At 65.5% G+C, this 21144-nt stretch carries 18 protein-coding genes and 1 pseudogene; 7 read left to right on the top strand and 12 right to left on the bottom strand.

The window, feature by feature from the left end:
• Positions 1 to 32: 32 nt before the first annotated feature.
• A complete protein-coding gene (locus tag DCM80_RS19320) occupies positions 33 to 917 on the top strand; it encodes a Ku protein (protein ID WP_257193139.1) in 885 nt (294 codons plus the stop codon).
• Positions 918 to 1071: 154 nt separating this feature from the next.
• Here the strand turns inward: DCM80_RS19320 and DCM80_RS19315 are convergent.
• From DCM80_RS19315 to DCM80_RS19285, 7 genes and pseudogenes are all read right to left on the bottom strand, one after another.
• Positions 1072 to 1251: pseudogene (locus tag DCM80_RS19315) on the bottom strand (IS5/IS1182 family transposase); the annotation flags it as partial.
• Positions 1252 to 1424: 173 nt separating this feature from the next.
• Positions 1425 to 2114, bottom strand: coding sequence for a response regulator (locus DCM80_RS19310; protein WP_257193138.1), 690 nt, complete (start codon positions 2112 to 2114; stop codon positions 1425 to 1427).
• Positions 2111 to 4834, bottom strand: coding sequence for a sensor histidine kinase KdpD (locus DCM80_RS19305; RefSeq protein WP_257193137.1), 2724 nt, complete (start codon positions 4832 to 4834; stop codon positions 2111 to 2113). Before DCM80_RS19305 ends, DCM80_RS19310 begins: the two co-directional genes overlap by 4 nt.
• Before the next feature lie 40 nt (positions 4835 to 4874).
• Positions 4875 to 5480, bottom strand: a complete 606-nt coding sequence (locus DCM80_RS19300; RefSeq protein WP_257193135.1) for a K(+)-transporting ATPase subunit C — start codon at positions 5478 to 5480, stop codon at positions 4875 to 4877.
• Between the two features lie 111 nt (positions 5481 to 5591).
• Positions 5592 to 7709, bottom strand: coding sequence for a potassium-transporting ATPase subunit KdpB (gene kdpB / locus DCM80_RS19295; protein WP_257193134.1), 2118 nt, complete (start codon positions 7707 to 7709; stop codon positions 5592 to 5594).
• Positions 7710 to 7733: 24 nt separating this feature from the next.
• A complete protein-coding gene (gene kdpA, locus DCM80_RS19290; RefSeq protein ID WP_257193133.1) occupies positions 7734 to 9437 on the bottom strand; it encodes a potassium-transporting ATPase subunit KdpA in 1704 nt (567 codons plus the stop codon).
• A gap of 112 nt (positions 9438 to 9549) precedes the next feature.
• On the bottom strand, positions 9550 to 9639 hold the full coding sequence (locus DCM80_RS19285) for a K(+)-transporting ATPase subunit F (RefSeq protein ID WP_007595755.1): 90 nt from the start codon (positions 9637 to 9639) through the stop codon (positions 9550 to 9552).
• 322 nt (positions 9640 to 9961) lie between these two features.
• Here DCM80_RS19285 and upp point away from each other — a divergent pair, with 322 nt between their 5' ends.
• Both upp and DCM80_RS19275 read left to right on the top strand, forming a co-directional pair.
• Complete coding sequence (gene upp, locus DCM80_RS19280; RefSeq protein WP_257193132.1) at positions 9962 to 10597, top strand: uracil phosphoribosyltransferase; 636 nt, start codon at positions 9962 to 9964, stop codon at positions 10595 to 10597.
• 33 nt (positions 10598 to 10630) lie between these two features.
• Positions 10631 to 12205, top strand: coding sequence for an AMP-binding protein (locus DCM80_RS19275; RefSeq protein WP_257193131.1), 1575 nt, complete (start codon positions 10631 to 10633; stop codon positions 12203 to 12205).
• A 21-nt stretch (positions 12206 to 12226) separates the two neighbouring features.
• Here the strand turns inward: DCM80_RS19275 and DCM80_RS19270 are convergent, their stop codons facing one another.
• On the bottom strand, positions 12227 to 13393 hold the full coding sequence (locus DCM80_RS19270; protein WP_257193130.1) for an acyl-CoA dehydrogenase family protein: 1167 nt from the start codon (positions 13391 to 13393) through the stop codon (positions 12227 to 12229).
• 232 nt (positions 13394 to 13625) lie between these two features.
• On the opposite strand from DCM80_RS19270, the gene DCM80_RS19265 reads away from it, so the two are divergent.
• Positions 13626 to 14078, top strand: coding sequence for a MaoC family dehydratase (locus tag DCM80_RS19265; RefSeq protein WP_028138231.1), 453 nt, complete (start codon positions 13626 to 13628; stop codon positions 14076 to 14078).
• On the top strand, positions 14078 to 14929 hold the full coding sequence (locus DCM80_RS19260; RefSeq protein WP_257193129.1) for a CoA ester lyase: 852 nt from the start codon (positions 14078 to 14080) through the stop codon (positions 14927 to 14929). The genes DCM80_RS19265 and DCM80_RS19260 overlap by 1 nt, the downstream gene beginning before the upstream one ends.
• A 49-nt stretch (positions 14930 to 14978) precedes the next feature.
• Here the strand turns inward: DCM80_RS19260 and DCM80_RS19255 are convergent, their stop codons facing one another.
• The 4 genes from DCM80_RS19255 to DCM80_RS19240 form a co-directional block, all read right to left on the bottom strand.
• Positions 14979 to 15362 carry a hypothetical protein gene (locus DCM80_RS19255; RefSeq protein WP_257193128.1) on the bottom strand — a complete coding sequence of 128 codons (384 nt, stop codon included), beginning with the start codon at positions 15360 to 15362 and terminating at the stop codon, positions 14979 to 14981.
• A gap of 183 nt (positions 15363 to 15545) precedes the next feature.
• Positions 15546 to 16652, bottom strand: a complete 1107-nt coding sequence (locus tag DCM80_RS19250) for a trypsin-like peptidase domain-containing protein (RefSeq protein WP_257193127.1) — start codon at positions 16650 to 16652, stop codon at positions 15546 to 15548.
• A 155-nt stretch (positions 16653 to 16807) separates the two neighbouring features.
• On the bottom strand, positions 16808 to 17143 hold the full coding sequence (locus DCM80_RS19245; RefSeq protein WP_257176892.1) for a hypothetical protein: 336 nt from the start codon (positions 17141 to 17143) through the stop codon (positions 16808 to 16810).
• Positions 17144 to 17260: 117 nt separating this feature from the next.
• A complete protein-coding gene (locus DCM80_RS19240; RefSeq protein ID WP_257193126.1) occupies positions 17261 to 17722 on the bottom strand; it encodes an Hsp20 family protein in 462 nt (153 codons plus the stop codon).
• Between the two features lie 456 nt (positions 17723 to 18178).
• Here DCM80_RS19240 and DCM80_RS19235 point away from each other — a divergent pair, with 456 nt between their 5' ends.
• Both DCM80_RS19235 and DCM80_RS19230 read left to right on the top strand, forming a co-directional pair.
• Positions 18179 to 19393, top strand: a complete 1215-nt coding sequence (locus tag DCM80_RS19235; RefSeq protein WP_257193125.1) for an ABC transporter substrate-binding protein — start codon at positions 18179 to 18181, stop codon at positions 19391 to 19393.
• A gap of 7 nt (positions 19394 to 19400) precedes the next feature.
• The gene (locus DCM80_RS19230) at positions 19401 to 21134 is read left to right on the top strand and encodes an FAD-dependent oxidoreductase (RefSeq protein WP_257193124.1); all 1734 of its coding nucleotides are present in this window, start codon (positions 19401 to 19403) and stop codon (positions 21132 to 21134) included.
• The last annotated feature ends 10 nt before the right edge of the window (positions 21135 to 21144 follow it).

The raw sequence follows: 21144 nt of genomic DNA, 5'->3' as shown, positions 1-21144 counted from the left end.
TCCAAAACGCCTTGAAAACGCTGGAGAATGGAATGGCCCCGCGCGCCTATTGGAAGGGAACGTTGAAGCTGTCGCTGGTCAGTTGCCCGGTCGTGCTCTACCCCGCGACCACAGCGGCGGAGAAGACGCGGTTTCACCTGATCAACCGCGAGACCGGCAACCGGCTCAAGCAGCAGATGATCGATTCCGAGACCGGCGACGTCGTCGAGAGCGACCAGAAGGGGCGAGGCTACGAGCTGCGCAAGGGCAAATATGTCGAGATCGAGCCGGAGGAGCTCGACGCAGTCCGGATCGAGAGCAACCACACCATCGACATCGAGAGCTTCGTGCCGAGCGAGGAGATCGACCAGCGCTACCTCAACCATCCCTACTACATCGCGCCCGACGGCAAGGCCGCGGTCGACGCCTTCGCGGTGATCCGCGACGCCATGAAGGACCAGGACCGCGTGGCGCTCGCCAAGATCGTGCTCACCAACCGCGAACACGTCATCGCGATCGAGCCGCTCGGCAAGGGCCTGCTCGGCACCACGCTGCGCTTTCCCTACGAGCTGCGCGATGAGGACCAGTTCTTCGACGACATCAAGAGCCCGAAGATCACCAAGGACATGGTCGAGCTCGCCGGCCACATCCTGCACACCAAGGCCGCGCATTTCGACCCCGGCAAGTTTAGGGACGACTACGAGACCGCGCTGAAGGCGCTGGTAAAGCGCAAGGCCAGCGGCAAGAAGATTGAATTGCCCGAGCCCGAGGAGCGGCCGAGCAACGTCGTCAACCTGATGGACGCGCTGAAGCAGAGCCTGAAGGGACGCGGCGGCAAGAAGGCGGCGGCGAAACCTCATGCGCGCCGCGCGACCGGACGGCAACGCGCGGCGAGAAAGACTCATCGGTCGACGGCGCGGCACAGGAAGGCGGGCTGAGGAGACCGCTCGCCCAGGGCTCGATATCGTAGAGCCTGTGAGCCATTTGGGCATTTGACATCAAAGTGGGGTGAGCGCCGGTCCCGTTGATGTCAGGACATCGGTATCGGATGTCGGGTATGGCTGTGCTGCCTATGCTTTTGCGAGCCGGTGTATAAGCCCAGATCACCCGCACCGGATGATCCTGCCCGATCAGGCTATCGATATCGACCGCTCGCAATTCGACCTGATCGCGCACCGGCTCTCGCAGCCGAGGTGCGCCCCGTGGCACCGCTTCGGCCCGCCGTGCCGACTGCTCCGGCAATTTGCCAAAAATTCCGTCGTCAGCCATCATTCTCTCCAGCAGATCAGTCTGCCCAGAGAATCACATTCGCCCGACGCGCGGTACAAAAGATTCACAGCCTCGTAGGGTGGGCAAAGCGAAGCGTGCCCACCACCTTTGTCGAAATCGAAAGATGGTGGGCACGGCGCTTTTGCGCCTTGGCCCACCCTACGGCACAGTGGAAATCAATCCCCCGCCTTCAGCCTGTACCCGATCCCCGTCTCGGTCAGTACGTATTGCGGCCGCTCCGGGTCGGCTTCGATCTTCTGGCGGAGCTGGCGGACATAGACGCGCAGATATTGCGCGTCGGTCAGTTCGTCCCAGAGTTCTTTCAGCAGGAAGCGATGGGTCAGCACCTTGCCGGCATGCTGCACCAGCACGCGCAACAGGTCATACTCCTTGGGCGAGAGCTTCACATCCCGCTCGCCGACCTTGACAATGCGGCGGACGAGATCGACCGAGAGATCGCCGGTGCGGAATACCGGGCGTTCGCCCTTGACCTGGAGCTGGTGGCGCAGCGCGGCGCGCAGGCGGGCCAACAGCTCGTCCATGCCGAACGGCTTGGTCAGATAATCGTCGGCGCCGAGATCGAGCGCCTGTACCTTGCCGGCTTCGTCGCCGCGGCTCGACAGCACCACGATCGGCACGCCTTCGTTGCGGGCGCGGATGGTGCGCAGCAGTTCGTGTCCCTGAATGTCGGGCAGGCCGAGATCGAGGATGATCAGCGCCGGCTCTTCGCCGAGCTTCTCCAGCGCGATCTTGCCATTCGATGCCTCCAGGATGTCGTAGCCTTGCGTCGTCAGCCCCATCCGCAGCAATTTACGGATCGGCGGCTGGTCGTCGATGACAAGGACCTTGATCGGAGCAGCGCTCATGCGGCGGTATCCAATGCGTGGATCTCTGCCGGAATGGGCAGGCGAATGGTGAGGATCGCGCCACTCCGCTCGCTGCGATTGGCAGCGGAGATCGTGCCGCGCATCGCCTCGACGAAGCCGCGGGAGATGGCGAGCCCGAGGCCGGTGCCGGGACGGACGTGATCGCCCTTCTGCACGCGATAGAACTTGTCGAATACGCTCTCGAGCTCGTCAGGCGGAATGCCGGCTCCCTCGTCCGCAATCTCAAGGACGACATGCCTACTCTCGCGCCGGCCGCGGATCGAGATCGTGGTCTCGGGCGGCGAATATTTCGCGGCATTGTCGAGCAGGTTGAACAGCACCTGCTCGAACAGCACGGCATCGAGCTGGAGCATCGGCAGATCGGCGGCCAGCACCAGCTCGACCTTGTGGCCGCCAAGGATCTTGGCTGCGCGCCGCAGCGCGCTGCCCACGATCTCGCCGAGATCGTGCAGCGCCGAGTTGGGGACGATGGCGCCGGATTCGAGCTTGGTCATGTCGAGCAGATTGGCGATAAACCGGTTGAGCCGCTCGGATTCGTCGATGACGGTGGCCAGCAGGTCGCGCTTCTCGGTGTCAGAGAGGGCACCGGCGAGATCGCGCATGGTCGAGGCCGCTCCCAGCACCGAGGCGAGCGGCGTCTTCAGATCGTGCGAGATCGAGGTCAGCAGCGCGGAGCGCAAGCGCTCGGATTCGACGGTGCGCTTGACCCGGTCCATGTCCTCGACCAGCAGCACCCGCTCGATCGCGAGCGCGCCCTGGTCGACCAGCGCATCGAGCAGCCGGCGCTGGTCCGGCGTCAACAGCGGGCCGGTGCGGTCGTTGTCGATGCCGATGACGCCGATCGGACCGCGCCCGGTGCGCATCGGCAGGAACAACCGCTTTGCACCCGGCAACGTATCGGACCCGCGCCCGGCGGGGCGGTCGTTGCTCCACGCCCAGTTGGCGGCGGCAAGGTCGGCCTGATCGAGCTGGTCTTCCGGCGGATAGCCGGATTTCACCGTGAGCAGCCCCTCCTCCGGCAGCAGCAGCACGACGCGCACCTTCAGCATCAACGCGATCTGATAGGCGCTCGCCCACAAGACATCGTCGAGCGTGGCGGTGCCCGCGAGCTTGCGGCTGAAGGCATAGAGCTGCTCGGTCATCCTGATCCGGCCGATCGCGGCATCGGCCTGCGTGCGCACGCGACCCGCAACGTTCGACACCACGAACGCAATCAGCATGAAAAAGAAGAAGGCCGCGACGTTGGTCGGATCGGTGATGGTGAACGTGTAGACCGGCGGCAGGAAGAAGAAATTGTAGGCCAGCGACCCAGCGACACTCGCAAGCAGTGAGGGCCACAGCCCATAGCGCACGGCCACGGCCACCACCGCGGTGAGGAACATCAGGTCGACGTTCTCGACGCCGACATACGGCTTGATGCCCATCGCGGCCGCAAGGCCAACCGCCGTGATCCCGAGCGCCTTGACATAAGGGAGCGGGTCGAACGGCTCGGATCGCGCCGCGGTTGGCACCGCCGTCCTGGGCGCCGCCTCTCCGGAGAGCTCGTCGCCGGGGATGACGTGAACGCTGATATTGCCGGCACGCCGCACGAGATCATGCACGACGGAACCGCGCGTCATCTCGAACCAGCGCGAACGCGTCGACTTACCGATCACGATCTGGGTGACGTTGTTGCCGTGCGCGAAGTTGATCACGTCGTCGGCGATGCGGCGGCCGACGCCCGGGATGGTCAAAGCCTCCCCGCCGAGCGATTCCGCGAGCCGCAGCGTATCGGCAAGCCGGTCGCGCTCCTCGTCGGAAAGCTGGAGCGAGCGCCGCGTCTCGATCGACAGCGCGGTGAACGGCGCATGCAGCCGATCGGCCAGGCGCTTGGTATAGCGCACGAGGCCAGCGGCGCGTGGATCCTCGCTGACGCAGACCAGGATGCGCTCCCCCGCGGCCCAGGGCCCGGCAATGGCGTTCGCCTGCATGTGGGTGAGGAGCTGCTCGTCGACCCGCTCGGCGGTGCGCCGCAGCGCCAGCTCGCGCAGCGCGGTGAGATTGCCCGGAGAGAAATAGTGCTCCAGTGCCCGCTCGGCCTGCTTGGGCACATAGACCTTGCCCTCCTTCAGCCGCTGGATCAGATCGTCGGGCGTGAGATCGATCAGCTCGATCGCATCGGCGCGGTCGAAGACCGAGTCCGGCACGGTCTCGCGGACCCGGACATGGGTGATCTGGGCGACGACGTCGTTGAGGCTCTCGATGTGCTGGATGTTGACGGCGGTGTAGACGTTGATGCCGTGTGAGAGCAGCTCCTCGACATCCATGTAGCGCTTGGGATGGCGGCTGCCGGCCGCATTGGTGTGGGCGAGCTCGTCGACCAGCGCGATCTGCGGTCGCCGCGCGATCACGGCATCGAGATCCATCTCCTCGACGATCTGGCCGCGGTAGTCCAGCCTCTTGCGCGGGACCACTTCGAGGCCGCGCACCAGCGCCTCGGTCTCGGCCCGGCCATGGGTCTCGACGAACCCGACCACGACATCGACGCCCGCCTTGCGCTTGGCGTGGGCGCTTTGCAGCATCTCATAGGTCTTGCCGACGCCGGGGGCGGCGCCGACGAAGATCTTCAGCTTGCCGCCCGCACCCTCCTCCCGGCGCGCAGCTTCCAGCAGCGCTTCGGGAGAAGGACGTTGTTCGGGATCGCGGCTCTCTCGGACCATCTCACCAATATATTCATCTGTGCGCCGCGAGCCTAGACTGCTACTTCGCGGCCATGCGATCCAGTGCGAGATTCAGCGCCAGAACGTTAACCCTGGGTTCGCCAAGCAGGCCAAGCAGACGGCCTTCGGTACTGGCAGCCACGAGCTGCCTGACCTGATCTTCCGGCAGATTCCGCGCCTTGGCCACGCGCGGTACCTGGAATTGCGCCGCTTCCGGCGAGATGTTCGGGTCGAGGCCGCTGGACGAAGTCGTCACCAGATCGACCGGCACGGCCGCGTTCGGATTCTCGCCCCTGAGCTTGTCCACGTCCTCCCTCAACCGGTCGGCCAGCGCCTTGCTGGTCGGGCCGAGATTGGAGCCGCCGGAATTGGCGGCATTGTAGGGGGCCGACACCGTCTTGGTCGGATCATTCCGATCCGGCGCAAGCGTCGCGGAGGGTCGGCCATGGAAATATTTGTCGTCCTTGAACTCCTGCCCGATCAGGGCGGAGCCGATCACCTTGCCGTCCTTTTCGATCAGGCTGCCCTGCGCCTGCACGGGAAACAAGGTGCCGGCGATGGCGGTCATTGCCAGCGGATAGGCCAGGCCGGTGATGGCGGTGAGCGCCAGCAAGAGGACGATGGCGGGGCGGATTTCTCTGAGCATGTGCTTTCTCCAATTTCTCTCGTCATTGCGAGGAGCGAAGCGACGGAGCAATCCAGGCTGTCAACCGCGGAGGCACTTCTGGATTGCTTCGCTGCGCTCGCAATGACGAGTTCAAGCCAGGTGCAAGGCAGTCACGACGAGGTCGATCGCCTTGATGCCGACGAAGGGAATGACGATGCCGCCGAGGCCGTAGATCAAGAGGTTGCGCCGGAGCAACGCACCGGCACCGACGGCGCGATAGGCGACGCCCTTCAGCGCGAGCGGGATCAAGCCGATGATGATCAGCGCGTTGAAGATGATCGCCGACAGGATGGCGCTCTGCGGGCTCGACAGGTTCATGACGTTGAGCACGCCAAGCTGCGGGTAGAAAGCCAGGAACATCGCCGGGATGATCGCGAAATACTTGGCGACGTCGTTGGCGATCGAGAACGTCGTCAGCGCGCCGCGCGTCATCAGGAGCTGCTTGCCGATCTCGACCACCTCGATCAGCTTGGTCGGGTTGGAGTCGAGGTCGACCATGTTGCCGGCCTCGCGGGCGGCCTGGGTGCCGGTGTTCATGGCGACGCCGACGTCGGCCTGGGCGAGCGCCGGCGCATCGTTGGTGCCGTCGCCGCACATCGCCACCAGCTTGCCCTTGGCCTGCTCGTCGCGGATCAGCTTGAGCTTGTCCTCGGGGGTGGCCTGCGCCAGGAAGTCGTCGACGCCCGCCTCGGCCGCGATGGCGGCCGCGGTCATCGGATTGTCGCCGGTAATCATGATGGTGCGGATGCCCATGCGACGCAGCTCCGCGAATCGCTCGCGAATGCCGCCCTTGACGATGTCCTTCAGCTGGACGATCCCGAGCAGCCTGCCGTCTTTGGCGACAGCCAGCGGCGTGCCGCCGGACTTCGACACCTCATCGGCAATGGCCTGGATCTCGCGGCCCAGCTCGGAAAGCGCGGCAGGCTGCATCGCCCGCGCCATGTTGCCGGAAGCGACCGCGGTCGGAGCGCCGCCGCCGACATAGTTCAGCATGGCATCGACCGCACCCTTGCGCACGGACGAGCTGCCGGCATCGACGCCGCTCATGCGGGTCTGCGCCGTGAACGGAACGAAGGTGGCGCCGAGTTCGGCCATGTCGCGGCCGCGGATGCCGTACTTCTCCTTCGCCAGCACGACGATGGAGCGGCCTTCCGGCGTCTCGTCGGCGAGCGAAGCGAGCTGGGCGGCGTCCGCCAGCTCCTGCTCGGTGACGCCGCGCACGGGACGGAACGCGGTCGCCTGCCGGTTGCCGAGCGTGATGGTTCCGGTCTTGTCGAGCAGCAGCGTGTCGACGTCGCCGGCGGCTTCGACCGCGCGGCCCGACATCGCAAGCACGTTGAAGCGCACCAGGCGGTCCATGCCGGCGATGCCGATCGCCGACAGCAGCGCGCCGATGGTGGTCGGGATCAGCGTCACGAACAGGGCCACGAGCACGATCACCGAGATCGAGCCGCCGGCGTAAGCCGCGTAGCTCGGGATGGTGACGGTGGCGAACACGAAGATGATCGTGAGGCCGGCGAGCAGGATGTTGAGCGCGATCTCGTTCGGCGTCTTCGCCCGCTCGGCACCTTCGACCAGCTTGATCATGCGGTCGATGAAGGTCGAGCCCTGGGCTGCCGTGATGCGGACGCGGATCCAGTCCGACAGCACCTGCGTGCCGCCGGTCACCGCCGAACGGTCGCCGCCGGACTCTCGGATCACGGGCGCGGATTCACCAGTGATGGCGGCCTCGTTGACGGAGGCGACGCCCTCGATCACCTCACCGTCCGAGGGGATCGTGTCGCCCGCCTCGACCAGCACGAGATCGCCGACCTTCAGGCTCGTGCCTGATACGAGCTTGTAGTCGCGGCCCGCGCCGCTCAGGAGCTTGGCCTGGCTTTCGGTGCGGGTCTTGCGCAGCGTCTCGGCCTGCGCCTTGCCGCGGCCCTCGGCCACGGCTTCGGCAAGGTTGGCGAACAGCACGGTGAACCAAAGCCAGAGGATGATCTGGAAGGTGAAGGCGAGGTTTTCCCCGCCGGTCAGGAGATCGCGCAGGAAGATCACGGTGGTGAGCCCGGCGACGATCTCGACCACGAACATGACCGGGTTCTTGATGATGGCGCGCGGATCGAGCTTGGAGAAGGCCGCGCCGATCGCCGGCATCACGATCTTTGAATCCAGCATCGCCGAGACCGGCATGCGCTTGTTGGGTTTATGGACGGGTTCCATGGAGGTCACTCCGAAAGAGCTGGATCAGAACAGGTTGCCGGCGTTCATCGCGAGGTGCTCGACGATGGGGCCGAGCGCGAGCGCCGGGAAGAACGTCAGGCCACCCATGATCAGGATGACGCCGACGACGAGACCGACGAACAGGCCCCCCGTGGTCGGGAACGTGCCCATCGACGGCGGGATCGACTTCTTCGCCGCGAGCGAGCCCGCGATCGCCATCGCCGGCACGATCATGAAGAAGCGGCCGACGAACATCGCGCTGGCGAGCGTGAGATTGTAGAAGAAGGTGTTGCCGGTGAGGCCCGCGAAGGCCGAGCCGTTGTTGCCCGTCCCCGAAGTGAAGGCGTACAGCACTTCGGTAAAGCCGTGCGGTCCGGCATTCGCCATGGAGGCGACTGCCGCCGGATAGACCACGCCGACGGCGGTCCAGCCGAGGATCATCAGCGGCAGGATCAGGATCGCGAGCATCGCCATCTTGACCTCGCGCGCCTCGATCTTCTTGCCGACATATTCCGGAGTGCGGCCGACCATCAGGCCCGCGACGAAGATCGCGAGGATGACGAACAGCAGCATGCCGTACATGCCGGCGCCGACGCCGCCGACGATGATCTCGCCGAGCTGCATGTTGATCAGCGGGATCATGCCGCCAAGCGCGGTGAAGCTGTCGTGCATGGCGTTGACGGCGCCGCAGGAGGCGGCCGTGGTGATCACGGCGAACAGCGAGGACGCGACGATGCCGAAGCGGACCTCCTTGCCTTCCATGTTGCCCCCGGTCAGGCCGAGCGCATGCATTGTCGCAGTGCCGTTGGCTTCCGCCCAGTAGCAGACGGCGACGCCGGCGACGAACAGCACGCCCATCACGGCGAGAATCGCCCAGCCCTGGCGCTGGTTGCCGACCATGCGGCCGAACACGTTGGTGAGCGCCGCGCCGAGCACGAAGATCGACAGCATCTGCACGAAGTTCGACAACGCGGTCGGGTTCTCGAAGGGGTGCGATGCATTGGCGTTGAAGAAGCCGCCGCCATTGGTGCCGAGCATCTTGATCGCGACCTGCGAGGCGACCGGGCCGACCGCGATGGTCTGCTTGGCGCCTTCGAGCGTGGTCGCCTCGACATAGGCCCCGAGCGTCTGCGGCATGCCCTGCGACACCAGGAACAGCGCGTAGACGATGCAGATCGGCAGCAGGACATAGAGGGTGCAGCGGGTCACATCGATCCAGAAATTGCCGACGGTGCGCATCGAGGCGCGCGCAAAGCCGCGGATCAGCGCGACCGCGAGCACGATACCGGTCGCCGCCGACAGGAAATTCTGGTGCGTGAGGCCGACCATCTGGGTCAGATAGGACAGCGTGCTCTCGCCGCCGTAGTTCTGCCAGTTGGTGTTGGTGATGAAGGAGATCGCGGTGTTGAAGGACAGATCTTCCGCGACCGCCGACATGTCGGCCGGATTGAAGGGCAGCATGGCCTGGAGCCGCATCAGGCCGTAGATGATGAGGAAGCCGCCGACATGGAACAGCAGCATGGCGACCGTGTAGGTCATCCAGTGCTGCTCGCGCTTCTCATCGACGCCGGAGATCCAATAGATGCCGGCTTCGACCGGGCGCAGAACGGGCGACAGGAACGTCCGCTCGCCGTTGAACACGCGGGTCATGTACCAGCCGAGCGGCTTGGCCAGCGAGACGATGATAACGCAGAAAAGAATGATCTGGAGCCAACCGATCATAGTCATGGCATTAAACCTTCAGGCTTTGGGACCGGCGCAACAGCGGCAGGAGCAGCGCGAGCAGAGCCGCGACGAGCACAGCGTCGGCCAGCAGCAATTGAACGAGCAGCAGCACGATTCAGAACCGCTCGGGCCGCAGCAGCGCGTAGGTGAGGTAGAATAGCAGGCCGAGCGAGACGACTCCGGCGAGCGAATAATCGAAGATCATGGGCCGCTCCCTCAAAGCCGTTCGCAGGCATAGGTGTAGCCGATCGCGAGGGCGAAGAAGGCGATGGCGAGCGCCAGCATCAGAAGGTCCATCATGGCGATACTCCTCGTTGCGCCTCATGTGCGGCGCAACCGCTTTCCCGGGACTCCGGTGAGCGCAAGGAGGGGAGTGCTTTCACGACCGACCCGCGCTCTTGACCGTGCTGAGGTGCCACCGCAGGCATAGGTTTTCGAGACGATCGCGACGGCGAAATTATAGGAATCTCATAAAGGCCGGGTGGAGCGATCTGGCGCAATTTCATGGAACGGTGTAGAGCGGTTCCATGAGCACCGGCAATGTCAACGTCGTCATCCACCCCCTGGTCCAGCACAAGCTCTCCCTGATGCGGGAGAAGGACCGCTCGACCAAGAGCTTTCGCGAGATCCTGAACGAGATCGGGATGCTGGTGGCCTACGAGGTGACGCGCGATTTGCCGCTGGAGCTGGTCGAGATCGAGACGCCGATCGCGCCGATGCGGGCGCCCAAGATCGCCGGCAAGAAGCTCACGCTGGCGCCGATCCTGCGCGCCGGCGTCGGCTTCCTCGACGGCATGCTCGCCCTGATGCCGTCGGCGCGCATCGCCCATATCGGGCTCTACCGCGACCCCGAGACGTTGCAGGCCGTGGAATATTACTTCAAGGCGCCGCAGGACCTGTCCGACCGCACCGTGATCCTGATGGACCCGATGCTGGCGACCGGCAACTCGGCCTGCGCCGGCGCCTCCCTGCTCAAGGCGCGCGGCGCCCGCGACATCCGCTTCGTCTGCCTTCTGGCCGCGCCCGAGGGCATCGCGCAATTCCAGAGCGAGCATCCGGACGTGCCGATCTGGACCGCGGCAATCGATGAGCGGCTCAACGACCACGGCTACATCGTGCCGGGTCTGGGCGATGCCGGCGACCGGATGTTCGGCACCAAGTAGACAGCTCTCCATGATCGCGTTACTCCCGTTGCCATGAGTGCCAATACGCTGTCGCTGCAATCGCTGATCCGGGCCGAAGCCGCCGCCGATCCCGCCTTCGTATGCGACGGCACGCCAGTCTCGCGCGCGGATTTCGCAACAAGAGTAGAGCAGACCGCCGCCTGGCTCGCAGCGCAAGGCATCGGCAAGGGGGACGTCGTCGCGGTCTGGCTGGTCAACCGGATCGAATGGATCGCCCTGCTGTTTGCCGCCGCCCGATGCGGTGCGACCGTCGCCGCCGTCAATACGCGCGACCGGAGTGCGGAAGTCGCGCATCTGCTTCGCTTGTCCGGCGCCAGGCTGATGGTGGTGGAGGCCGCATTCCGCTCGATCGATTTTGCCGCGATCCTTGCCGGGATTGCCGAACACGAAGTCCCCGCGCTGCAACGGCTCGCGGTGGTCGGCGCGGATGCGATCCCGGCGCACTGGCCCTGCGTGCGCTTCGACGCCTTCGACAGCTTCTATCCGCCCGCTCCGCCGACTGAGGACGATATCGACCTGCCGGTGCTGCTCTACACCACATCGGGCACCACCAAGGGGCCGAAGCTGGTGGCGCATTCGCAGCGGACGCTGGCGGGCCATGCCGTCTCCGTCGCCAAGGCGCTTCGGCTCGATCCACAGCGTCACGCGCTGCTGGCCATGCTGCCATTCTGCGGCACCTTCGGCATGACCAGCCTGCTCGGCTTCGTCGCGGCCGGTGCAACCATTCATGTGCTCGATGCCTTCGAGGCAGCACCGGCCTTCGAGATTCTGCGCGAGCACAGGATCACGCATTCCTTCGGCTCCGACGAGATGTTTCGGCGCATTCTCGCCCTCACCGATGCGCCGCGCCCGTTCCCGCACCTCGAGCTCTGCGGTTTCGCCGCGTTCCAGCCCGGTTGGCGCGAGCTTGCGGCAGAGGCTGAATCCCGTGGCCTGCCGCTGTTCGGCCTCTATGGCTCGAGCGAGGTCCAGGCCCTGTTCGCGATCGCGCAAGCTAGCGATGCCTTCGCCGATCGCATCGAGGGCGGCGGCTGGCCGATGTCACCCGACGCAAGCGTGCGCGTGCGCGACACCGAGACCGGCGAGCTTGCAGCCAGCGGCATTTCCGGCGAGATCGAGATCAGCGCGCCGTCACGCTTCCTTGGCTATTTCCACAACCCGGATGCGACACGCGAGGCGATCACCGCGGACGGGTTCTTCCGCACCGGCGACATCGGCCGGCTGCGCGGCGACGGCTCCTTCGTCTACGAGACCCGCGCCGGCGATGCCATGCGGCTGGGCGGCTTCCTCGTTGCGCCCGGCGAGATCGAGGATGAGCTGAAATCCTGTGCCGGCGTGAGCGATGCCCAGGTCGTCGCGGTCGATCTCAAAGGGCAGGCGCGCTGCGTCGCGTTCGTGATCCCGGCCGGAGAGCCGCCGCGACAGGACTCGCTGACCACCCATCTGCGCGAGCGGCTCGCCGGCTACAAGGTCCCGGCCCGGATCTATGTCGTGCAGGCCTTCCCGGTCACCGACAGCGCCAACGGGGTCAAGATCCAGCGCGCCAGGCTGCGCGCCGTGGCGATGGAGCGGATCGCCGCCGAATAGGCCGCTTGCGCCAAGGCGCGTTCAATACGACTTGGCGAGCCCCAGCACCTTCTCGGCGATGAAGCTGAGCGCGAGTTGCGGGCTGACCGGCGCGATGCGCGGGATCAGGACTTCTCGCAGATATCGCTCGACGTGGAATTCCTTGGCATAGCCGAAGCCGCCATGGGTCATCACGGCCTGCTCGCAGGCCGAGAAACCCGCCTCGCCTGCGAGGTACTTTGCGGCGTTGGCCGCAGCGCCGCACGGCATGCCCTTGTCGTATTGCCAGGCCGCCGACATCACCATCAGCCAGGCCGCCTCGAGCTCGACCCAGTTCACCGCGAGCGGGTGCTGGATGCCCTGGTTCTTGCCGATCGGACGGTTGAACACGATGCGTGTCTTGGCGTATTCGGTCGCGCGCGACAGCGCCAGCTTGCCGAGGCCAACCGCCTCCGCCGCGATCAGGATACGCTCCGGGTTCATGCCTTCGAGGATGTACTCGAAGCCTTTGCCTTCCTCGCCGATACGGTCTTCCATCGGGATCTCGAAATCCTCGAAGAACAGCTCGTTGGAATCGACCACCTTGCGGCCCATCTTCTCGATCTCGTGGACCTTGATCCTGCTGCGGTCGAAATCGGTGTAGAACAGGCTGAGGCCGTGGGTCGGCGAGCGCACCTCCTCCAGCGGCGTGGTACGCGCCAGCAGCAGGATCTTGTGTGCGACCTGCGCGGTCGATATCCACACCTTCTGGCCGTTGACGATGTAGCGGTCGTTCTTGGCGACGGCGCGGGTCTTGAGCTGCGTGGTGTTGAGGCCGGTGTTGGGCTCGGTGACGGCGAAGCAGGCTTTCTCGCGGCCCTCGACCATCGGGGGCAGCATGCGCTTGCGCTGCTCCTCGGTGCCGAACACCACGACGGGATTGAGCCCGAACACGTTGATGTGCACGGCGGATGCCCCGGACATGCCGGCGCCCGATTCCGCAATGGTGCGCATCATGATCGCAGCTTCGGTGATACCGAGCCCCGAGCCGCCGTAGGCTTCCGGCACGCAGATACCGAGCCAGCCGGCGTCCGCCAAGGCCTTGTGGAAGTCGTGCGGGAAGCCACCGTCGTGGTCCTTCTTCAGCCAATAGGCATCCGGGAAGCCTTCGCAGATCCTGGCGATGGCATCGCGAATGGCTTCCTGCTGATCGGTAAGCGCGAAATCCATGGGTGTCGGCCTCCTTCTTGGGAGCCGCGGCCACGCCATCTCCCGTCTCTTCGCGTTCCCTGCGCAAAGGCCATCGCGACTTGCCGCGCCCCGACGTGCCCTCGCCTGCGTTGTTTAGCTCGAAATCCCGGGTGCAGATACGTGAATTTACCTGTCAACTGTGTCTACCATGCATGGGCTCATGCGGCGCGACGCAAAGAGCGCGCCGTTATTTCGCATGGAGGAAACCGCGATGGCCGGACTTTACTTCGAAGACTTTTCCGTGGGCCAGGAGTTCAGGCATCCGCTGACGCGAACCGTCACGGAGATGGACAACACCATGTTCAGCCTGCTGACGCTCAACCCGCAGCCGCTGCATATCGACGCGCATTTCGCCGAAAAGACCGAGTTCGGCCAGCGCATTTTCAACAGCCTTTACACCCTCGGCATCATGATCGGCATGACGGTCTATGATACGACCATGGGCACAACCGTCGCCAATCTCGGCATGACCGACGTCACGTTTCCAAAACCGGTCTTCCATGGCGACACCCTGCGGGCGACGACGAAGGTGCTTGCGTTGAGGGAATCCAAATCGCGCCCGAGAGCGGGCATCGTCGAGTTCGAGCACCATGCCTTGAACCAGAACGACGAGATCGTCGGCAAATGCCGCCGCATGGCGATGATGCACAAGAGGCCGGTCTGATGCGTTCGATGCTGTTCGTGCCGGGCGATTCCCCGCGCAAATTCGAGAAGGCGAGCGAAGGCAGGGCCGACGCGCTGATCATCGATCTCGAGGATTCCGTCGTCACCGAGAAGAAACCGGAGGCGCGCACCCTGACGCTTGCGATGCTGAAGCGCCGTCCCGGCCCGCACCAGCTCTATGTCCGCGTCAACGCGCTCGACACCGGCATGACGCTGGCCGACCTCGCGGCGGTGCTGCCGGGCAGGCCCGACGGCATCGTGCTGCCGAAATCGCAAGGGGGCGACGACGTGCGCCAGGTCGCGACCTGGCTCGAAGCGCTGGAAGCTGCGGCCGGCATTGCGATCGGCACGACGCGGATCGTCTGCGTCGCGACGGAGACAGCAAGCTCGATCTTCGGCCTCGGCAGCTACAAGGGTTGCTCCCCCCGTCTCACTGGACTGATGTGGGGCGCGGAAGACCTCTCGGCGTCGCTCGGCGCCACCGAGAAAGCGTCGGGCGGCTTGTTCCACAGCCCCTATCGCCTCGCGCGGGATCTATGCCTGATGGCGGCGGCCGCGGCCGAGGTCGCGCCGATCGATACCGTCTATACCGACATCGACAACCTCGCCGGCCTCGAGCAGGAGACGCGCGCCGCGCGGCGCGACGGTTTTTCCGCCAAGGCGCTGATCCATCCCAAGCATGTCGACATCGTCAATGCGGCGTTCGCGCCGACGGACGCGGAGCGGGCCTGGGCCGAGAAGGTGATCGCGGCGTTTGCCGACAATCCCAGTTCCGGCACGCTGCGGCTCGACGGCCAGATGATCGATAGGCCGCATCTTCGCGCCGCGAAGAAGATCCTTGGCCAGCCCTAGGTCGGGGCGCAAGCGGCTGCAACCGGAGGCATCGGCTTGAAGAGACGGTTCAGTCGAAGCCCTGAACGGGCGGCGTCGAGCTCTGCGCTGGCGCTGCGGGCGCGGCTTGAACCGGCGGAGCCGGATTGGCGGCAGCTCGCATCTGGCCATTGGCATTCATGGCCTGGCGCGTGGGCGGCGGGCTCCTGGTCGCGGCCGCGCGGCGCGGCGGCGGCCGATGTCCTGCCGAGTGCGACCCTCTGATGCCCCAGGAGCGGGCGATCGACGGTCCCGCGGTGTAACCGATCAAAGCCCCGGCGACTGCCCCGACCGGTCCCAGCACGACTGCGCCGGATACCGCGCCGAGCGCCGCATCGCCCGCGCGCTCCTGCGCAACCGCGCTGACGGGCACACAGGCCAGCATTGCGACAGCACTGATCAGAGCTTTGGTCATCGGAGCGCCTCCCTCACGAGAAACCACTCCTGCTCAAATATGGCGCCACGAGGTTCGCTTGCCGGCCAACAAAAGGCAATCGGCTGCGGAACCGACCGTCGCAGGGGCCGCCGCCAACCGACGGTTGCGGCGGCGGCGTGGTGGCTACGCGATCCTCGTCGACATGTCCGGCACGCCCATGCTTCAGCGAACGAGGCGATTGGGGCCTGCAAGCGCACTGCTCGATTGGTTCGCCGGCGCCACGCGCACCGTGGTGGTCAGCGGCGCACCGTTGCGCAGCAGAGTGAGCCTCACCTCCTCCCCGACGCGCGCGAGGCCGATCGTGTTGCGGAGCTGGGCGGCGGTGCGGATCGGACGCTCGTCGGCTGCGGTCACGATATCGCCCTTGCGCAGGCCGGCCCTTTCCGCGGGCGAGTCCGCAGCGATCTCGGCGACGACGGCGCCTTGATTCAGTCCCTTGTTGATCGACGGATGCAGATCCTTCAGCGAGACGCCGATGCGGCCGCGCTCGACGCGGCCGCTGACGATGATCTGCTCCATCACCTTGCGCGCCATGTTGACCGGAATGGCGAAGCCGATGCCGACATTGCCGCCGGCCGGCGAGATGATCGCCGAGTTGATGCCGACCAGCTCGCCGCGCAGGCTCACCAGCGCCCCGCCGGAATTGCCTGGGTTGATCGCAGCATCGGTCTGGATGAAATCCTCAAAGCCCTGCTTGCCGAGACCGGTGCGGCCCAGCGCGCTGACGAGGCCGGATGTCACGGTCTGGCCGAGGCCGAAAGGATTGCCGATCGCCAGCACGAAATCGCCGACGTCGAGCCCGTCGCTGTCGCCGAACGGAAGCGCCTTGAGTCCGACCGGGTTCTGGACCTGGAGCACCGCGACGTCCGTGGGCGGATCGCGTCCGACCACCTTGGCGGAGAACTGCCGGCCGTCCTTGGTCGTGATCTGGACGGCGGAGGTGCCCTCGACCACGTGATTGTTGGTCAGCACGTAGCCGCGCTCGGCATCGACGATCACGCCGGAGCCGGTCGCGTTGACCTCCTTTTCGATCTGCCGGGGAACGTCGAAGAACTCGCGGAACAACGGGTCGCGATAGAGCGGGTTGTCCTCGCGGACGCGGCCGTGGACGGAAATATTGACCACGGCGGGTGTCACCCGGCGCACCAGCGGCGCCAGCGTCGGCACCGGGCCGCCGGTCTTCATGTCGGGAATCTGGCCGGCGGCAGGCTGTGACGCCGTGAGCGTCAGCACCAGCATCGCCAGCAAGAGCGGACGCACAGCGTTCATGTTCTTTCCTGCCGCCTTGTATGGAGATCGGAGAGTGGAGTGGCTTCACGCCTCACGTGAGGCGACAATCCAGCCTTGCATGGCCAGCAACGGAGCGGCGAAGGCCGCCGAGGCCTGACCGAGCAACACGAGGCCCAGAACGGTCTGCGTGAGCATCATCGGCTTGCCCCCTCTGCGGCGGCCCAAGGCCGCCGCAGCCGCATCGGCACGCCGCCGCCGCGCGGCGGATCGTCATTGTCGTTGTCGCCGTCGAGCTTGCGCAGGGCGGCCAGGATGTCGGCGAGCCGGACCGTATGGCTCATCCCGGGAATCTCGCGCAAGGCGGGACAGGATTCGACCGCGTACATGTCGGACGCCCAGGACGACAGGATGATGCGCTTCTCCGGCGGAGAAAGCTCCGTCGCATTGAGAACGTCGGCAGGCGAGTCGTAATGGGCCGCGGGGTGAAACAGCGGATTGAGCGTGCCGGTATTGGTATTGACGTTGGTCATTTCTGGACCTCCCTCATGCTCCTTTCCAAGGGACGGGCTGGTTGACTCCTGGACGGCGGCGGCTGACCGCCACCGTCCCGCTTGATGCTAGTGTGTGTCGAACGCAGCAGCGAAAGCTCAAGCCGCTTTCTTCTGCTCGATCTGCGATGCCGCAGGCGCGGCGCCCGAGATCGGAATCCGGCGCGGCTTCATCGCTTCCGGAACCTCGCGGACGAGGTCGATGATCAACAGCCCGTCCTGGAACGAGGCCTGCTTCACCTGGACGTAGTCGGCGAGATTGAACACGCGCCGGAACGGCCGCGCGGCGATGCCCTGGTACAGATATTCCCGCGCGGCGGTCTCGGGTTTCCTGCCCTCGATCGTGAGCGCATTCTGCTCGGCCGTCACCGCGATGTCGCTGGCGCCGAAGCCCGCCACCGCAAGGCTGATCCGGTAATGGTCCTCACCGGAGCGTTCGATGTTGTAGGGGGGATAATTATCCTCGGTCGCTTGGCGCAGCGTGCTGTCGACGAGGTCGGCCAGGTGATCGAAGCCGATGGTGGAACGCCACAGGGGCGCGAAGTCGAAACTGGTCCTCATAACCAAGTCCTCCTGAGAGCAAGATGGATACGAAGGAGCGCAGGACAGGGTCTTCGGACGAGGTCCGAAGACCGGCCCGGCGCCCGTACCGGACCCGATCTGGCATCCGGCACACCGCTCTCGCGGCGAAAAACGACTTAGAAAATCGGACATCCGTTTCAAGGGGCTGACCGAAATATTTTTGGGGCCCCTTCGGCAACCGGGCCCAGGCCCGTCACGAAGCCCACCGCTGCCAGCCCCGTCATTGCGAGGAGCCCTTGCGACGAAGCAATCCAGACTACTCCACGGCAAGATTCTGGATTGCTTCGCTGCGCTCGCAATGACGGGCGTTGAGGCATTTCCGCTTTCCCCTCGCCATCCGCTCAGCAGCCACACTTCAATATTGACAAACTAATTCGCTCATATCTAATTTACCTCCACCCGCGGCCTGCGGCCAATAAAAGAGAGGAAACAACCATGAGAGGGTATCTCGCCTGCGCCATGCTTGCGGCCATGACGTCGGCTGCCGTGACCACACCGGCGACCGCGCAAGTCTCCGACGATGCGGTGCGGATCGGCGTGCTGACGGATCTGTCGAGCTGGGGCCGCGACAATTCAGGGCCGGGCTCGGTCGAAGCCGCCAAGATGGCCGTGGAAGAATTCGGGCCGACCGTGCTCGGCAAGCCGATCGAGATCATCAGCGCCGACCACCAGATGAAGACGGACGTCGGCGTGCAGATCGTGCGCGGCTGGTTCGACAACGGCAAGGTGGATGCCGTGGTCGACATCCCCAATTCCGGCATCGCGATCGCCGTGCACAACATGGTGCGAGAGCGAGGCAAGGTCGCACTGCTCTCCGGCCCCGGCGCCAGCTCACTGACCGACGAGCTGTGCAGCCCGAACACCGTGCACTTCACCTACGACACCTATGCGCTGTCGAAGGTGACGGCCTCCGCCGTGATCAAGGAAGGCGGCAAGTCCTGGTACTTCATCACGGCCGATTACGCCTTCGGCCAGCAGCTCGAGAAGGACGCAACCCGCTTCATCAACGAGATGGGCGGCAAGGTGCTCGGTGGCGTCAAGCATCCGACCAACACCGCGGACTTCTCCTCCTTCGCGCTGCAGGCGCAGAGCTCCAAGTCCGACGTCGTCGCCTTCGCCAATGCCGGCCAGGACACCGACAACGCCATCAAGCAGTCCGGCGAGTTCGGCCTCGTCCAGGGCGGCCAGAAGCTGGTCGGCCTGTTGATGTTCGACACCGACGTTCACGCGATCGGCCTGAGGGCCGCGCAGGGCACCTACATGACCACGGCCTCCTACTGGGCCATGGACGAGGCCACGCGCGCCTGGTCGAAGAAGTTCTACGAGCGCACCAAGGTGATGCCGACCATGATCCAGACCGGCGTCTATGGCGCGGTTCTGCATTATCTGAAGGCCATCAAGGCCGCCGGCACCGACGAGTCCGCCAAGGTGATGGCGAAGATGCGCGAGCTGCCGATTGAGGATATCTTCGTCCATGGCGGCAAGCTGCGCGAGGACGGCCGCGTCATCCGCGACATGTATCTCGCCAAGGTGAAGACGCCCGAGCAATCGAAGGAGCCCTGGGACTATCTGGACATCGTCAAGACCGTGAAGGGCGAAGACGCCTTCCGGCCGGTCTCGGAGTCCAAATGTCCGCTGCTGAAGAAGTGAGGCCCAGATGACCGGCAACGAGCATGGCGCAAGCGAAACTTACGAGTGCGATGTGCTCGTGGCCGGATCGGGCTGCTCCGGCATGTCGGCCGCGATCACCGCCCGGTCCCGCGGCCTCGACGTGTTGATCGTCGAGAAGGAGCCGCGCTTCGGCGGCACCACCGCCCGCTCCGGCGGCTGGCTCTGGATTCCCGGGACGTCGCTGGCGAAAGCCTACGGCATCGAGGAGACGCCGGAGCAGGCCCGCACCTATCTGCGGCACGAGGCCGGCAACAACTTTGATGCCGCGCGCGTCGATGCGTTTCTGGCGGCCGGCCCCGAGGCGGTCGATTTCTTCACCACCAAGACCGCATTGCGCTTCGACATGCCGCTGGTGTTTCCGGATTATCACGCCGAGGCGCAGGGCGGCGCGCAGGGCGGCCGCTCCATGGTGACGCGTCCGTTCGACGGCCGCGAGCTCGGCGACCTCATCAAGTCGCTGGGCATGCCGCTGCCCGAGCTCACCGTGTTCGGCATGATGCTGGGAAGCGGCAAGGAGATCATCCACTTCATGCGGGTGACGAAGTCGCTGACCTCGGCGCTCTATGTCGCCAAGCGCCTGTCGCGGCACCTGATGGACGTGCTGCGCTACGGCCGCGGCATGACCTTGACCAACGGCAATGCGCTCGCCGGGCGCCTCGCCAAATCCGCGCTCGACCTGAAGATTCCGATGTGGCTGTCCTCGCCGGTGCGCGAGCTGACGGTCGAGAACGGCACTGTCACCGGCGCCATCGTGTCGCGCGAGGGACGCGAGGTCCGCATCCGCGCCCGCCAGGGCGTCGTGCTCGCCTGCGGCGGCTTCCCGCACGATGCGGAGCGGCGCAGAAAAATGTTTCCGCACGCACCGACCGGCAATGAGCATTTTTCGCCGGGGCCAACCGGCAACACCGGCGACGGCTTACGTCTTGCGGAGCGCGCAGGCGGGCATGTCGAGGACCGCCTGCCGAACGCAGCGGCGTGGGTGCCGGTGTCGCTGACGACGCGCAAGGACGGCTCGAAGGGTGTGATGCCGCATTTCATCGACCGCGCCAAGCCCGGCGTGATCGCGGTGATGCGCGACGGTAAGCGCTTTGCCAACGAAGGCAATTCCTATCACGACTTCGTCCAGGCCATGGTCAAGGCCGCGAAGCCCGGCGAGGAGATCGCAGCGTTCCTCGTCTGCGATCACAGGACGTTGCGCAAATACGGCCTCGGTTGCGTGCCGCCCTTCCCGATGCCGCTGGGTCATCACCTCAAGACCGGCTACCTGATGCGCGGCGACACGCTGGAGGCGCTGGCGGCGAAAGCAGGCATCGATGCCAAGGCGTTCACGGAGACGGTCAAGCAGTTCAATGCGACGGCCCCGCTCGGACACGATGCCGCGTTCGGCAAGGGCTCGAAGGCCTATAACCGCTACCAGGGCGATGCGCTGCACGGCCCGAATCCCTGCGTCGCACCGATCGAGAACGGGCCGTTCTATGCCATCAAGATGGTGATCGGCGATCTCGGCACCTATGCGGGCATCGTCACCGACGCGAATGCGCGGGCGCTCGATGCCGAGGGACGGGTGATTCCCGGGCTTTACGCCGCCGGCAACGACATGGCGAGCATCATGGGCGGCAATTATCCCGGGGCCGGCATCACGCTTGGGCCGGCGCTGACCTTCGGCTACATTGCCGGCCGTCATCTCGCCGACAGCGCCGCCAAGCGCGAGGCGGCCTAAGCCAGGCGCA

It is taken from the genome of Bradyrhizobium sp. WBOS08, from assembly GCF_024585125.1.
Lineage (GTDB): Bacteria > Pseudomonadota > Alphaproteobacteria > Rhizobiales > Xanthobacteraceae > Bradyrhizobium > Bradyrhizobium japonicum_B.
This window is presented reverse-complemented; position numbering and strand designations above follow the sequence as displayed.

Excerpts from the sequence above, each read along its gene's own strand:
- DCM80_RS19270 (WP_257193130.1), bottom strand. The coding sequence starts at position 13,393 with ATGGATTTCGCGCTTACCGATCAGCAGGAAGCCATTCGCGATGCCATC.
- DCM80_RS19310 (WP_257193138.1), bottom strand. The coding sequence starts at position 2,114 with ATGAGCGCTGCTCCGATCAAGGTCCTTGTCATCGACGACCAGCCGCCG.
- DCM80_RS19260 (WP_257193129.1), top strand. The coding sequence starts at position 14,078 with ATGCGTTCGATGCTGTTCGTGCCGGGCGATTCCCCGCGCAAATTCGAG.
- DCM80_RS19245 (WP_257176892.1), bottom strand. The coding sequence starts at position 17,143 with ATGACCAACGTCAATACCAATACCGGCACGCTCAATCCGCTGTTTCAC.
- DCM80_RS19265 (WP_028138231.1), top strand. The coding sequence starts at position 13,626 with ATGGCCGGACTTTACTTCGAAGACTTTTCCGTGGGCCAGGAGTTCAGG.
- DCM80_RS19240 (WP_257193126.1), bottom strand. The coding sequence starts at position 17,722 with ATGAGGACCAGTTTCGACTTCGCGCCCCTGTGGCGTTCCACCATCGGC.
- DCM80_RS19235 (WP_257193125.1), top strand. The coding sequence starts at position 18,179 with ATGAGAGGGTATCTCGCCTGCGCCATGCTTGCGGCCATGACGTCGGCT.
- DCM80_RS19275 (WP_257193131.1), top strand. The coding sequence starts at position 10,631 with ATGAGTGCCAATACGCTGTCGCTGCAATCGCTGATCCGGGCCGAAGCC.
- DCM80_RS19320 (WP_257193139.1), top strand. The coding sequence starts at position 33 with ATGGCCCCGCGCGCCTATTGGAAGGGAACGTTGAAGCTGTCGCTGGTC.
- DCM80_RS19250 (WP_257193127.1), bottom strand. The coding sequence starts at position 16,652 with ATGAACGCTGTGCGTCCGCTCTTGCTGGCGATGCTGGTGCTGACGCTC.
- DCM80_RS19230 (WP_257193124.1), top strand. The coding sequence starts at position 19,401 with ATGACCGGCAACGAGCATGGCGCAAGCGAAACTTACGAGTGCGATGTG.
- DCM80_RS19300 (WP_257193135.1), bottom strand. The coding sequence starts at position 5,480 with ATGCTCAGAGAAATCCGCCCCGCCATCGTCCTCTTGCTGGCGCTCACC.
- upp (WP_257193132.1), top strand. The coding sequence starts at position 9,962 with ATGAGCACCGGCAATGTCAACGTCGTCATCCACCCCCTGGTCCAGCAC.
- DCM80_RS19305 (WP_257193137.1), bottom strand. The coding sequence starts at position 4,834 with ATGGTCCGAGAGAGCCGCGATCCCGAACAACGTCCTTCTCCCGAAGCG.
- kdpA (WP_257193133.1), bottom strand. The coding sequence starts at position 9,437 with ATGACTATGATCGGTTGGCTCCAGATCATTCTTTTCTGCGTTATCATC.
- DCM80_RS19255 (WP_257193128.1), bottom strand. The coding sequence starts at position 15,362 with ATGACCAAAGCTCTGATCAGTGCTGTCGCAATGCTGGCCTGTGTGCCC.
- kdpB (WP_257193134.1), bottom strand. The coding sequence starts at position 7,709 with ATGGAACCCGTCCATAAACCCAACAAGCGCATGCCGGTCTCGGCGATG.
- DCM80_RS19285 (WP_007595755.1), bottom strand. The coding sequence starts at position 9,639 with ATGATCTTCGATTATTCGCTCGCCGGAGTCGTCTCGCTCGGCCTGCTA.